We start from the raw sequence: 13,454 nt of genomic DNA, 5'->3' as shown, positions 1-13,454 counted from the left end.
ATCGGGTCTCTCGAGGACGTCAAAGGGGGGCTTCCCGGCACGATATACCACCTGGCCTACGGAGGCTCCGTGCTCTACGCCAGTACCTCCATGCCCTTGATCCCTTCGTACCCGTTGTTTTATCTCAACGGGATCTACCGTTACGACCCGGCTTCCGGTTCCTGGAGCATGCTCATCTTCTCCCTCTCCTATAAATTCCCCGTTCCCTACATCATGAAGTGTGGCGGGCCGTACCTATACATGTACGGCCTCGCTACGGGCAGCGGGTACATCGCCTGGCGGTATGACCCGGGAACGGGCTTGTGGACGGATACCGACCCCGCCGGAAACCTGAAGAACGTCACCGTAACCTCGCTGGAGTGGGACGGCAGCTACCTCTACGCGGGAGCCGAATACAACGGGGTCTGGCGCTATTCCCCTCTCATCGGGGCCTGGTCGAACACCGGCGGAGGCATCAAGGGCGTCAGCGTATATTCCATGGCCTGGAGCGGATCGAGGCTCTTCGCCCTGGGGTCGGGATCGGGCATCTGGTCCTACGATCCCATGTGGAGCGTGTGGACCAACCTGGGAGGGGCGAGGGGATCCTATGAGAAGTATCCCCTGGCCTGCGACGGCCCTAACCTCTATGCGGGATCCGACGGCATGGGAATATGGCGTTTCCGTTATTCCGATGCGCCGGTGGTGGCCTCGCTCATACCCTCGGCGGGCTCTCCCGGGACGGAGGTGATCGTCTGCGGGTCGGGCTTCGGCTCCAGCCGCGGCAGCTCCAGCGTTTCCTTCGGAACCGCCAAGGCGACCGAATACCTGTCGTGGAACGAGACGAGGATCAGGTGCCGTGTGCCGGACGCGGCGGCGGGGGAGACGGAGGTCAGGGTGAGTACGGAAGCCGGGACCTCCAACGGCGTTGCCTTCAACGTGACCGCCCCCGGCGTGTGGGTCTTCTCCGTCTCGCCGGAGAACGCATTGGAAGGAAGCCGCAGCGTGAACCTGGTCGTTGAGGGGAGCGGGTTCCGGCCCGGTGCCGAGGTGAGGCTGGAACAGGCGGGCACGGGGACGGTTATAGAGGCCGGAGCGGAGTCGGTGTTCTCCGGAAGCATGATGGCCTGCACGCTCGACCTCGCCGGAGCTCCGCTCGGCGATTATGATGTGGTGGTGAGGAACCCCGACGCCCAGGAGGGAAGGCTGGAGAAGGGCTTCCGTATCACCAACCTCTGCGGCCAGGGTGGCGGGACCGCCACGCTCATGCTCGGCTTGGCCTTCGGGCTTCTCTCCCTGGCGGGCTCCACCCGCAGGAGAAGAAGGCGTATGTGACGTTCATCTGTCGCGATGTTCGTCCGCCTCGGATACGGCGATGTGTACGAGGGAGGGGTAATGGAATTCGATGCCATGGAATTCAAGGTGGGCACCTACGACCTTCACCCCGAGGCCAACTTCAACTTCCAGTTGAACAGGATGGTCATGTACGCCGACGGCGACCTGGAGGAGGTGAAGGAGGCGGCGAGGAAGATAACCGACATGGCCTCCTGGGTCTCCACCTTCCTCGAGCTGGGGGAGAGGGCCCTGCGCGAGGGGCGCACGGCGCAAGCCATCTCCTACTTCCGCGGCGCCGAGTTCTTCATGTACGGGGACGTCCGGGCGAAGCACCGAATCTATGAGAGGGCCATGGACCTCTTCTATGACCATTACTCCCGCGTCTTTGAGGACGGGGTGATAGCGACGGATCGAGTGCCCTACGGCAACGGTTATCTCCCGGTGTGGATCGCCGAGCCCCAGGGGAGCCTGGGCAGGATACTCGTGCACGGGGGTTACGACTCCTGCAAGGAGGAGTTTCTCCGGACCGTCCTGTATCTGAGGGAAAGGGGCTATACCGTTTACCTCTTCGAGGGGCCCGGACAGGGAGAGGTCTTGAGGAGATGCGGGATACCCTTCACCCATGAGTGGGAGAGGCCGGTGAAGGCAGTCCTCGATCGTTACGGCCTTGACGAGGTGGCCATAGTGGGGATCTCGTTGGGGGGCATGCTCGCCCCCCGCGCCGCGGCTTTCGAGCCCCGCATCAGGAGGGTGGTGGCTTGGGGAGTCCTTCCCAATTTCCTGGACGTCGTCCTCTCCACCAGGCCGAGAGCCCTTCGCTCACTGACCAGGGTCTCACTCCGCCTGAGGCTCAAGCCCCTTGTCGACCTGGCGGCCAGGCAGCAAATGGCCCGGGACCCCCTTGCGGAGTGGGGCGTAAAACACGGATGCTACGCCTTCGGGGTGGACTCGCCTTACCATTTCCTGGTAATGGCGGACAGGTTCCAGATGCTGGACATCGCCGACCGTATCACCCAGGATTTCCTGCTCCTCGGGTCCACCCGGGACCATTTCGTGCCCCCGGATTTCTACAAGGCGGAGATAGACGCCCTCAGTAGCGTGAGGTCCCTGACCTTCAGGCTTTTCACGGAGAGGGAAAGCGCCGAGAACCACTGCAACGTGGGCAACATCCGCCTGGCGCTGGACACCATCCTGGCCTGGCTGGCCCAGACCGGGGGAGGATGATCTCTCTCAACCCTCCTCCTCCCTTTCTATGGCCTTGATATGCTCTATACATTCCGCCATATCCCAGAGCTCGTCCCATCTGCGGTGTATCCAGTACTTCCGGACCCATGCCTGCTTGTTTTTCGGGTCCAACTCCACGACCTTGTCGTAGCAGTGCATGGCATCGGCATAATACTCCAGTCCCTCCATGGCCAGGCCTTTGTTTAACCATAGAAGGGCGCTGCCGGGACACAGGTCCGTTGAGCGGTCGTAACAGTCAAGGGCTTCGTCACGTCTGCCGGCCAGAAGGAGGGCCTTCGCCTTGTTGCTCCATAATTCGCCGTCGGTGGGATCGATCTCCAGGGCGCGGTCGAAGCACTCCAGCGCCTCACCCAGCCTCTGGGATTGACCTGGCTCTTCGGCCGCGTTCATCGTCGCGAGCTCTCCGAGCAGGGAGCCCTTGTTATTCCATGCGTTAAGGTTACGGGGATCGATCTCCAGGGCGCGGTCGAAACACTCCAGCGCCTCTGCCAACTCACCTCGGGCCTTGAGTTCCATGCCCTTGTGCACCCAATGCATGGATTCATCCTCGTGCGCTTCATCTCTCATCACCACCATCTCCCCCTAAGGCGAAGTCTTAATCCGCTGGGCGCGGAAACCTCCATGTAAACTTTTCATTGCCTCCATATCGAATTATTCGCCGCCGAGGCGATTGCTAAACTCGCGACTGAAAGAGGTGCTTCCCGCCGGGGGATACGAATTCTCGGAGGCGTTTCGTAATCCGGCTTGCCACTTATTTCGCAGCTCCTGTTATGGGGATAGGTGGGCGAGATTAAGGCCACGCCCCTAGGACATACAGGAAAGAGCTTTGTGGCTGCCATGCGACGGGAAGGGCAAGGAAGCCTTCTTATGTCTCCGAGCCACGATGCCGGATCGGGGGGCGTAAAGGGGTTGAAAAGAGGTGAGGGTAGTCCTGCGGCCGCTTGACCAGTAGGGATCCCGAGTAGTAAGTTACTGCTTGTTCATGTGAGAGGGCGCAGGATAGGGGTCGGCGGACCATGGTTGTGCCGGGCGGGGTGAGGGGCGAGAGCGGGCATTGATCTCCGGGCATAAAAACGGTTTATTATCGCGTCAGTTTTCGGAATTCACGTCGCCAACACAAAAAGGCCAACTCTTCCCGTTACAGGAATTGACCAAGCTTCCCCATTCCATGGAAGCCCTTTTGGCCGCTCTTCAAGGAGGTTAGGCATGGCAGGGGAATACGGTTACACGGGCGACATCCTTATGGTTGATCTTTCCACGCGGAATATCAACAAGCTGGCGACCGCCGAGTACGCAGAAGCCTGGGTGGGGGGCCGGGGCATAGCGGCCAGGATATACTGGGATGAGGTGCCGCCGCACATAGGGGCCTTCGACCCAGAGAACAGCCTCATCTTCATCACCGGTCCCCTGGCGGGCGTCGCCGGGTTGGCGGGTTCCCGCTGGCAGGTGTGCGGAAGGTCCCCCGCTACCGACCCCGAGACGTTCTGCCATTCCAACCTGGGAGGGAGATGGGGAGCCAAGCTCAAATCCGCGGGCTTTGACGGGATCGTCGTCCGGGGGGAAGCGGAGAGCCCGGTCTACCTTCTGGTCGAGGACGGGAGGGCCGAGTTGAAGGACGCCTCCCACCTGTGGGGTAGAGGTGCCGCCGAGGTGCGGGAGATCGTCAAGGGTGAGCTGGGGGGCTCCATCGGAGTGGTGGCCACGGGGATCGCCGGGGAGAACGGGGTGGTCTTCGCCAACCTTCTGGCGGACGACGACTCCAGCGGCTCGGGTGGCTTGGGGGCGGTCATGGGGCGAAAGAGATTGAAGGCCATAGCGGTACGCGGGAGGAGAAGGGCCACCGTCACCGACCCGGCAAGGCTGGAGGAGCTGCGGAAATTGATAGGCCGGATGGGAAGCGGTTCCCCCATCCCCATGGTCGTGAATCCCGGCGTGAAACCCTTCATCTGTTACGGGTGTTCGAGGGGCTGCGTGAGAAGTGTCTACAGGGCGCGAGGCGGCAGAAAAGGGAAGGTGATGTGTCAGTCCGGCCTCTTCTACCAGTCGCGGCCGGCCGAGGACTTCTCCCAGCCGCGGGGCAGGGTTACCAGCGTCATGGAATGGGACGAGGTGGCCTTCGCCGCCAACCGCCTGTGCGACGACTACGGGCTGGACACCAACGCCCTGGAGGTGATCATCAACTGGCTTACCAGTTGTTACCAGTCGGGCATAGTGGACGAAAAGGATACGGGTCTCCCCCTTTCCAAGGTGGGAAGCCTGGAGTTCATCGAGACCCTGGTTCGCCAGATCTCCCTCAGGCAGGGCTTCGGCGACCTGCTGGCTCGCGGGAGCTCGCGGGCGGCGAAGGAGATAGGGGGAGAGGCGGCTAGGGTTCTGGAAGGTTATACCATCAGGGCCGGGCAGGACACGGCCTACGATCCCAGGTTATATCTGATCACCGGCCTCCTCTACGCCATGGAGACCAGGCAGCCCATCCAGCAGCTGCACGAGGTGTTCAACCCGCTGCTCTCCTGGTTGTTGACCACCTATGGCCTGCCGGGGAGCTATGCCACGGGGAAGGTGATCCGGGACATGGCCAGTAGGTTCTGGGGTAGCGAGGAGGCAGCGGATTTTTCGACCTATGACGGCAAGGCCCTGGCCGCCAGGATGATCCAGGACCGCCAGTATGCCTACGAGTGCCTCATCCTCTGTAACTTCGCCTGGCCCCTCATGCTCGTTGAGGGCTCGCCGGACCATGTCGGCGATCCCGCCGTGGAGAGCATGGTCCTCTCGGCGGTCACCGGGAGGGAGGTCGGCGAAGAGGGCCTCTACCGCATCGGCGAGAGGGTCTTTAACCTGCAGCGGGCCATCCACGCCCGAGAGGGCCGCGCCGGGAGGGAGAGGGATGTGCTCCCCGAAACCTTCCACACTCAGCCCCTGCAGGCCGACCATTTCAACCCTGGGTGCCTGGTGCCGGGAAAGGGCGGCGAGCCCATATCGCGGAAGGGAGAGGTGGTGGACCGGGTGGAGTTCGAGAGGATGAAGGACGAGTACTACGCGCTGAGGGGATGGGATGTGGCCAGCGGGTTGCAGAGAAAGTCGCGCCTCAGGGAACTGGGGCTCGGATTCGTCGCCGAGGAGCTGACGCAGTGCAAACTCGTAGTCGATGATCGATAAGGAAATCATTACCATTAATTGACACGCGATTCGCCCATTCGCACGGAGGTTGCGGGCTCAGGCTCGAGGGCTTGGCTCCCCGGCATCACGGCGAATCTCCGAACGCCATACGCATGCGGATTGGAGGGGGGGGAAAGGCGATGGAATACGATTTCGACGTGGCGGTCATCGGCTCCGGCGTGGGCGGTCTTTGCGCGGGGGCGCTGCTGGCGAGAAGAGGTTACCGGACACTCCTGACGGAAACCCTGGACCGCTGGGGCGGGAGGTTTTCCACGGTGGAGGAAAACGGCTTCCTTCTCCCCACCGGGGCCATACTACTTCACCGCAACGGTCCGCTGGAGGCGGTCTTCAAAGAGGTGGGCGTGGAGTTCGAGGTGGTCAATCTTCCCAAGACCCTCCACTGCAGGATCGAGGGCAAGGATTACCCCATGAGGTTGAACAACCCTTTGAGCCTCATCGATGTGGCCGCCGACCTCGAGATATCACGCGGTGGGCTGGTCAGGCTGGGCGGGAGCCTGGCCAGGGAGATCGGCAAGAAGAGGGTCCTTAAGGCCTTCGGAAAAGGGGTGGAGGATCCCCTGGGTGGCGGGAGCAACCTGACCTTCCGGGAATGGCTCATGCAATACACCGACAACGAGGTTGTCCACAAGGTATTCGACGCCATCATCGTCGGCGTGCTAGCCTGCCGTTCCTGGGAACTGCCGGCCTCCCAGTTCTTCTACTACATGACCCGACTGGGGTCGCTGGCCGATGCGGGCGTAGCGCCAAAGGGCAACGTGCGCCTCGTCCAGGGGCTGGTGGATGCCGTGAGGGAGAAGGGCGAGGCATGGTTGAACAGCCCGGCCAGGAGGATAGTGGTGAAGAGAGGCTCCGCCCGGGGGGTGGTGGTGGAGAGGGAAGGCCGGGAGGTCGAGGTGAGCTGTCGGGCGGTGATCAGCGACACCGGCCCTAAGAGGACCGTGGAGCTCGCCGGAAGCGACAATTTCGACGACCGTTACCTGCGGGAGGTGAGGATGAGGCTACGCGCCGGCCCGGCCATGCTCATCCTTGTGGGGAGCGACAGGCCGGTGCTGCCCGAGGGCGCTCCCTTCCTGCTCATCGTGGGCGCCCGTCGCCTGGTCGTGGGCGGAGAGCTGGCCATCCTCTGCCCGGGCCTGGCACCGCCGGGAAAACACCTTTCCTACTACTGCGGGTACCCGCTCAATTCGCTCCTTCCCATGGAGGTGGAGTGGGAGGAGATACAGTGTCGGAGGGACCTCGAGGAACATTTCCCGGACATCAGGGAGCACGGCGAGATACTGCGCATGGAGGCGCACGACGTGGACAGCGAGCTTCCCGGCGCCCGCGCCTGGCCCGGATATGACATGCCGCCGGAGACGTCGATAAGGAACCTTTACAACGTGGGCGAGGGGGTCCGCGCCCCGGGCTGGTCGGGGACCAACAAAGCGGCTCAGACGGCCATCGAGGTGGCCCACACGGTCTCCAAGGTATTGGGCTGAACGTCCCGGACGGGTTCCCTCTCCTCGGCCGGACACCGCGGCGTAGTGTCGTGTGGGGCTGAATCGACACTCGCGGTGGGGCCTCACAGCGAGAGGACGAAATCGCGTATGGCACGCGTCACCTCTTCCGGTCTCTCCATCGGGGAGAGATGGCCGGCATCCTCGATGTGCACCAGGCGGGTATTGGGGATGTGCTCCGCAAGGTACTCGCCGTATTTGACGGGGGTCAGACGGTCGTCGGAGGCCGCGAGGACGAGCACCGGAACGCTTATCTCCCCCAAGCGCTCCATGACGTCGAAGGTGTCGCAGGCCCGGAAGTCCCCGAGGGTGACCTCGGGAGGGCACTCGGCCATGCTCTCGAGGAGCGGCTCTATCCTCCTCGGGTCGGTCTTGGGGCTTATGGACATGGACCTGGAGCCGGCGACATAGGACAGGTAATCCCGCTCGATGGCCTCGAAGATGAGGGGCATTACCCGCAGCCTGGCGCCCGTGTTCACCAGGATGCCGGCCTTGTAGTTCGCCTTGCCTTCCAGGAGGAGTTGCAGGGCCACAGCGCCCCCCAGGCTCAACCCGCAGGGGACGGGCCGGGGCACCTCCAGGTCGAGGATGAAGCTCTCGACGGAAGCGGCATAAGCGGTAACGCTGTCCGTGCCCTGACCGCCGCTCGCGCCGTGGCCGGGAAGGTCCAGGGCTACGGTGTTCATATCCCCGGCCAGGGCTTCCACCTGGGCGTGCCACAGGACGCTCGACCCCCCGGAGCCGTGGATGAAGACCACGGTGGGCAGATCAGGGTCCAGGGGCCACCGCCCGGCCACGAAAGCCGTATCGCCTGCTCTCGATTCATGCATCGTGATAAAGAGCATAACACATGTTCTCCGCGCGCCGTGGGTGGGCGATCCTGTTCTCGGTCCCCCGCCCTTTTTACCGCCTTATCCTGAGTCGTCCCGCGGTTCACATCGGGAGGCGAGTTCATGGCGGTAAGGACGGAAGAGTTACGTTTGGCTGGGCTGACGGGCGGAAGGGAGAATCCCCGACGATGATCAGAGGCGGGAGGCGGGGACAAGGCCTTGATGGCGGCTCGCGCTCGTCTTCTCTCAAGGCGCCTCACTTCTTGGCCATGCCCTCCACGGCGAGCTTGAAACACCGCCGGCCCGCTTCCCGGAGGGAAAAGGAGCCTCCGACGAGGCACCAGGCGAAGAGGGTTCCTACCATGGAGCGGTAGAGCACCCTTGCCAGTTCCTCCGGGCTCATGTCCGTCCTGATCTCGCCCGAGCCCTGGCCGTCGGCGATGATCCTTTCCAGTTCCTGGTGAGGGCGGAACATGTCGGCGGTGGCCAGCGAATACTTGAAGCCGGGTTCGATCTGGGTGGCGAAGGCCGTCTTCAGGGCTTCCGGCCCCGCCTCCTCGATATATTTGAAGAACAGGTCCAGGTAACGGGCCAACCTCTCCAGGGCGCCGCGGCTCTCCGCCCTGGCCTTATGGTTTATGGCCTGGTAGAAGGAGTCCACCTGCCTGGCGAAGGGAAGATACCTCTCCAGGAGAATCTGGTCTTTGGACCTGAAATGGTGGTAGAAGGCGCCTACGGAAAGCCCGGCCTCCCGGCAGATGTCCGCCACGGTGACCTTTTCGTAACCCCGTTCGTCGAAGAGGCGAACGGCGGTTTCCAGGATTTTCCGGCGCGATACCTCCGCCTGTTTCCTCCTGCGGTTGGAAATCCGCTCCTCCTTCTCTCCCCTTCCGTCTCTCGCGCTTTCCGGCATCGAGTCCTCCTCGGGGCCTTGACAGCTTCGTTTCATCTTATCATAATACAGAATACATTCGGCGAATATATTCGGTGAAATACGGCATGGGGAAATGAGGCTGTTGCTGGCGCATGGTGGGGATGAAAGGGGGTCCGGCGCATGGAATCCGTGGGCTTGAAGAGCGAAACCGGCACTCTTTCCGCAAGGATCGTACGCCTCAAGGAGGAGGCCCTTTCCAGTCCCCTGCATATAGATATGGCGCGCATACGCGCCTATACAAGGGTGTGGAGGGAGACGGGGGAGGAAGGGGAGAGAAATCCCTGCATGCGCGCCGCCCTGGCGCTGCGCGAGACCCTGCGCACCATAGACGTGGTCATCGGCGAGAACGACCGTCTTGTGGGGAGCAAAGGGGCCAGCCTCATGACCGACATCATCCCCATAGAGAGGTACAATTTCGAAGGCAGCTGTAGCGTCATTCCCCTGCTTCCCCTCTACATCGCCATGAATCCGCCGACCCAGAAGGAGTTCATCCGCGCCTTGAGGGATTGCAGGGAGGAACTGGAAAAGGAAATACTGCCTTTCTGGAGGAGGAGGACCGTCCAAGAGAGGAAGCTGGAGGCCTGGAAGAGGGAGGGGTTGTACAAGCCGGTCAGGCTTCCCCTGAAGACCCCATGGGACATCGTAAAGGCCTACCGAGCTTTTGGTGGTCTGGAGAAATTGAAGAGCGTGGCCTCGGTGGCCAGGAATGACGGCGGCGCCGAGGGAAAGGGAGAGAGGGGGAGAGACGGCGCCGGGCGATTCCCGCTCGGGCTGCGGGACGGGCTGCGGCGCCTGCGGCAGGGATGGGGAGATGCGTGTGTGGCCCTGGGCATCTCGGGGCTCAGGAGCGCGCTGCGCCTGCCCTCGCGCGTGATGGCCTTCATGAACGAATGGTTCCCGGATTTCCTGTGGTTCAGCGGCGCCATGCAGGGCCATCTTATACCTGGATTCCATCGGGTCCTGGAGATCGGTTTCGAGGGCCTCGCTGGCCAGGCGAGGGAGAGGTTGGCCCGGCTGGAGGAAGGAGACCCCCAGTATCACCAGCGCCGCGATTTCCTCGAGTCGGTCATCGTTTCCGCGGAGGCGGTAAGGGAGTTCGCCTGCCGTTATGCCGAACTAGCGGAACGGATGGCGGAGAGCGCCGATGTTCCAGAGCGAAAGGAGGAACTCCTGGCCATCGCCGAGAGATGCCGGCGGGTACCCATGAAGCCGCCGCGGGATTTCATGGAGGCTCTGCAGAGCCTGTACCTGACCCATGTGGTCCTGATCATCAGCTACGGGTTCGACAATGTCTTCTCTGCAGGAAGGGTTGACCAGTACCTTTATCCCTACTACCGGAAGGACCTGGAAGAGGGAAGGATGACCAGGGAACAAGCCCTGGAGGCGCTGGAGGAGTACCTCATCAAGATATCGCGCAACAGGTTCTTCGGTCCCAACAACATCACCATCGGCGGGCTGGACAAAGAGGGGAAGGACGCCACCAACGAGTTGTCCTATCTATTCCTGGAGGCCCTCGAGAGCCTGGGGGGCATGGGAAACGGCCTCTCAGTGAGGATCTCCAGGCTGACCCCCAGGGATTTCCTGCTACGCGCCTGTGCCGTCAACCGGCGAACGGCCGGGGTTTCCTTCTTCAACGACGAGGTCATCATACGCGACCTGACCGCGGACGGCTACGCGCTGGAGGACGCCAGGAACTACAGCATAGTCGGGTGCGTGGAGCCTCACGGCACGGGAGACAGCTATTCCCCGACCGCCCTGAACGGTTTCTGGATGGCGGGGGTCCTGGAGATGGCCTTAAACCGGGGGAGGAGGAAGGTGACCGGTTCGCGCCTCATCGGTGTCCCCACGCCGGACCCGCGGAGCTTCCGGTCCTTCGATGACGTCAAGGAGGCCTTCGCCAGACAGCTCTCCTTCGTCATGGAGAAGGCAGTGCGCATGAAAGAGGCCTCCGACAGGGTCTTCGCCGAGTCCTTCCCCAACCCCCTCCTCTCCTCCACCATTGAGGGATGCCTGGAATCGGGCATGGACGCCACGCGGGGCGGCGCCCGGTACAATCATGGGTGCATCAACATCCAGGGATTGGGCACGGTCGCCGATTCACTGGCCGCCGTCAAGTGGGCCGTCTTCGACGAGAAGGCGGTCACCATGGAAGAACTATTGCATGCCCTGGACAGCGACTTCAGGGGTCACGAATCACTTAGGGAGACCCTGCGGCGCAAAGCCCCCAAGTACGGGAACGACGATCCCCGGGCCGACGGGATAGCGGAGTGGATATCCCGGACCTTCACCGGGGAGGCCCGAAAGTACCGGAGCTTCCGAGGCGATGCCTACCGGTGCAGCTGCGTCTCGTCCGCCACCCAGCTGGTGGAGGGGTACTTCTGTACCGCCACTCCCGACGGGCGTGGCGCCCTGGAACCCGTTTCCAACAGCATGTCGCCCTCCAACGGGATGGAGAGGACGGGGCTCACCGCGGTGCTTAAGTCGGCGGCGGTGGCGGGAGACGCCGACTACAGCGACGGCACAGCGCTCAACGTGAGGGTCAATCCCCTCGCCTTGAGGAGCGGCGAGAACGTGGAGAAGCTGGCCTCCCTGATCGAGGCCTACTTCGCTCTCGGAGGGAGGCATGTCCAACTCAACCCGGTGGACGCGGCGACCCTGCGGGACGCCCAGGCGCACCCCGAGAGATACCCGGATCTGACGGTCAAGGTCTCAGGTTACTCGGCTCGCTTCGTCGAGCTACCCAGAGCGCTGCAGGACGACATCATAGCGCGCACGGAGTTCGAGACCCTCTGACTTTTCGTAAGGAAGGGCGATATCGGGCGGGGATACGGCGGGACTGGGCGACCGGCCGAATCCAAGAGCCTTTGGAAGCCGATGGGGCCTGGGGGTTCCTGCGGCGAAGGCGCGGTTCGGGCAGTAAAACGGACCCCAACTCCACGGGGTCGATTGAACCGAGTCCCTGAGGCACGAGCGAATTACCGGCAGTCTTTGGAAAGGAGGTACAGATGTTCATCCCCTATACCCGGGAGGCGGAACAAGCCCTCGAACAGGTGAGGAACGTCTCCGCCCTTCAGTGGTCCATCCTTCCCCTGGTCGCCGTCCTGCTCTACGTCTATGCCCGGGAGATACAGGAGAAGAACTACAACACCCTGTTCACCTGTCTGGCCTTCGCGGGATGCGGCCTGCTCCTGGAGATGCTCAACGGACTCATCATGCACTGGACGGGGAGGACGGCGCTCTGGGTCGCGGCTGGCGAGTCCTCCTACCTCATCTTCGTGGGCATCAACATCGAGATCATCCTCTGTTTTTCCATAATCTGGGCGGCGGCCGCCAGGGTGCTTCCGGAGGACCGGGGGATGAAGATACTGGGACTTCCCAACCGCGCCGTATTCGCCGGGACCTTCGGGTTCTTCAGCATGTGCACCGAGGCGCTGCTCAACAGGGCGGGGCTTCTGGTCTGGCAGTGGTGGTGGTTCAAGTGGCCCTATGCGCTGCCGCAGATACTCGTGTTCTACACCCTCGCCTGGTATGGGCTCATCCGCTTCCAGGATTCGGAGATCTCCTTCCGGGACCGGTGCAGGATTGTGGGCGCCATCTACGCCGTGCTCATAACGGCGTTTGTCGTCTTCGCCGTGGTCTTGAAGTGGGTATGAGCCGATGAGGAAGGAGAGGGATCGGCGGGGAGAAAGTAAAGGAGTGGTCATGGAAAGAGCGCCATCCAAATACCAGGTAAGGTTGGCTCTGCTGGTGACGGATTTCCTGGACCGGCACCCACGCCTGGTCCGATGCCTGCTACGGCCCATCGCCAATGCTCCCCTACTGCGTCGCTACCTCTGGGTGGGCATCAGGGGGTTCATGGGAGCGTCCGCCTTCGACTGCCACGTCATCGATGCCGCGGAGGGGGAGGTGGATTTCGGAGGGGTGAAGGAGACCTTCTATCCCTCATGCCTCACCACCGTCATGAGGGAGACTCTGGTTCGGAGGTTCGGCGAGGAGAAGGCGGAGGAAGTCATCAGGAAGATCGCCCGGGAGGCAGTGCACATGGAGGTCAGATTCGGCATGGAGGGCCGCTGGTTTCCCAGGCGCTTCCTCGCTTTCGCCGGTGACCCCTCCGCTCTGGAGGCCATGAAAGCGGACCCCGACCTGCTCCGCCTGGTGTCCAAGGGCCTGGCTCTGACCAACCGGTTCATCCACGACGAGGGCGGATACGGTTGCATCCGGGTGGACCTCGCGGCCGACCCCATACGGATAACCATAGACAATTCCCTCTCCGCCAGGCTCGCAGGCCGTTCCGGGAGGCCGGTGTGCGCGGCCAGTTGCGGCATGATGGAGGGCGCCATGAGTTACATGCTCGCCAGGGACTTCCGCGCCGAGGAGGTCGAATGCGCCGCCATGGGGGCACCGCGTTGCGTCTTCGAGCTTAGGGAGGCGGCCGCATCCTGATGTGGTCAGGATTTCCGT

The 13,454-nt window shown here is 62.7% G+C and carries 10 protein-coding genes; 7 read left to right on the top strand and 3 right to left on the bottom strand.

The annotated features are described in order from the left end of the window. Together H7007_RS11105 and H7007_RS11100 are read left to right on the top strand one after the other, a co-directional pair. The coding region (locus H7007_RS11105; protein WP_287155344.1) for a choice-of-anchor Z repeating domain-containing protein at nucleotides 1–1,311 on the top strand (1,311 nt) is incomplete at its 5' end. Nucleotides 1,312–1,371: 60 nt separating this feature from the next. Beyond that, nucleotides 1,372–2,535 (top strand): alpha/beta hydrolase family protein, encoded by a 1,164-nt coding sequence (locus tag H7007_RS11100; RefSeq protein ID WP_287155343.1) that lies wholly within the window; start codon nucleotides 1,372–1,374, stop codon nucleotides 2,533–2,535. Between the two features lie 6 nt (nucleotides 2,536–2,541). Here the strand turns inward: H7007_RS11100 and H7007_RS11095 are convergent, their stop codons facing one another. Then, entirely contained in the window at nucleotides 2,542–3,123 is a 582-nt protein-coding gene (locus tag H7007_RS11095) for a tetratricopeptide repeat protein (protein WP_287155342.1), read from the bottom strand. Between the two features lie 639 nt (nucleotides 3,124–3,762). Here H7007_RS11095 and H7007_RS11090 point away from each other — a divergent pair. Both H7007_RS11090 and H7007_RS11085 read left to right on the top strand, forming a co-directional pair. Continuing rightward, on the top strand, nucleotides 3,763–5,712 hold the full coding sequence (locus H7007_RS11090; RefSeq protein WP_287155341.1) for an aldehyde ferredoxin oxidoreductase N-terminal domain-containing protein: 1,950 nt from the start codon (nucleotides 3,763–3,765) through the stop codon (nucleotides 5,710–5,712). Between the two features lie 140 nt (nucleotides 5,713–5,852). Beyond that, nucleotides 5,853–7,211 (top strand): phytoene desaturase family protein, encoded by a 1,359-nt coding sequence (locus H7007_RS11085; protein WP_287155340.1) that lies wholly within the window; start codon nucleotides 5,853–5,855, stop codon nucleotides 7,209–7,211. A gap of 83 nt (nucleotides 7,212–7,294) precedes the next feature. Here the strand turns inward: H7007_RS11085 and H7007_RS11080 are convergent, their stop codons facing one another. Continuing rightward, a complete protein-coding gene (locus H7007_RS11080; RefSeq protein ID WP_287155339.1) occupies nucleotides 7,295–8,074 on the bottom strand; it encodes an alpha/beta fold hydrolase in 780 nt (259 codons plus the stop codon). A gap of 241 nt (nucleotides 8,075–8,315) precedes the next feature. Further along, the gene (locus tag H7007_RS11075; protein WP_287155337.1) at nucleotides 8,316–8,972 is read right to left on the bottom strand and encodes a TetR/AcrR family transcriptional regulator; all 657 of its coding nucleotides are present in this window, start codon (nucleotides 8,970–8,972) and stop codon (nucleotides 8,316–8,318) included. A gap of 141 nt (nucleotides 8,973–9,113) precedes the next feature. On the opposite strand from H7007_RS11075, the gene H7007_RS11070 reads away from it, so the two are divergent. The 3 genes from H7007_RS11070 (at nucleotide 9,114) to H7007_RS11060 (ending at nucleotide 13,436) form a co-directional block, all read left to right on the top strand. Then, nucleotides 9,114–11,786, top strand: a complete 2,673-nt coding sequence (locus H7007_RS11070; RefSeq protein WP_287155336.1) for a pyruvate formate lyase family protein — start codon at nucleotides 9,114–9,116, stop codon at nucleotides 11,784–11,786. Between the two features lie 212 nt (nucleotides 11,787–11,998). Next, complete coding sequence (locus tag H7007_RS11065) at nucleotides 11,999–12,646, top strand: AF_1327 family membrane protein (protein ID WP_287155335.1); 648 nt, start codon at nucleotides 11,999–12,001, stop codon at nucleotides 12,644–12,646. A 49-nt stretch (nucleotides 12,647–12,695) separates the two neighbouring features. After that, entirely contained in the window at nucleotides 12,696–13,436 is a 741-nt protein-coding gene (locus H7007_RS11060) for a V4R domain-containing protein (protein ID WP_287155334.1), read from the top strand. Nucleotides 13,437–13,454: the final 18 nt, after the last annotated feature.

Source organism: Candidatus Solincola tengchongensis, assembly GCF_015711935.1.
Lineage (GTDB): Bacteria > Actinomycetota > Geothermincolia > Geothermincolales > RBG-13-55-18 > Solincola_A > Solincola_A tengchongensis.
This window is presented reverse-complemented; position numbering and strand designations above follow the sequence as displayed.

Bases quoted from the DNA above. Each gene is read 5' to 3' on its own strand.
- H7007_RS11060 (WP_287155334.1), top strand. From the start codon at position 12,696: ATGGAAAGAGCGCCATCCAAATACCAGGTAAGGTTGGCTCTGCTGGTG.
- H7007_RS11085 (WP_287155340.1), top strand. From the start codon at position 5,853: ATGGAATACGATTTCGACGTGGCGGTCATCGGCTCCGGCGTGGGCGGT.
- H7007_RS11100 (WP_287155343.1), top strand. From the start codon at position 1,372: ATGGAATTCGATGCCATGGAATTCAAGGTGGGCACCTACGACCTTCAC.
- H7007_RS11090 (WP_287155341.1), top strand. From the start codon at position 3,763: ATGGCAGGGGAATACGGTTACACGGGCGACATCCTTATGGTTGATCTT.
- H7007_RS11075 (WP_287155337.1), bottom strand. From the start codon at position 8,972: ATGCCGGAAAGCGCGAGAGACGGAAGGGGAGAGAAGGAGGAGCGGATT.
- H7007_RS11095 (WP_287155342.1), bottom strand. From the start codon at position 3,123: ATGAGAGATGAAGCGCACGAGGATGAATCCATGCATTGGGTGCACAAG.
- H7007_RS11070 (WP_287155336.1), top strand. From the start codon at position 9,114: ATGGAATCCGTGGGCTTGAAGAGCGAAACCGGCACTCTTTCCGCAAGG.
- H7007_RS11080 (WP_287155339.1), bottom strand. From the start codon at position 8,074: ATGCTCTTTATCACGATGCATGAATCGAGAGCAGGCGATACGGCTTTC.
- H7007_RS11065 (WP_287155335.1), top strand. From the start codon at position 11,999: ATGTTCATCCCCTATACCCGGGAGGCGGAACAAGCCCTCGAACAGGTG.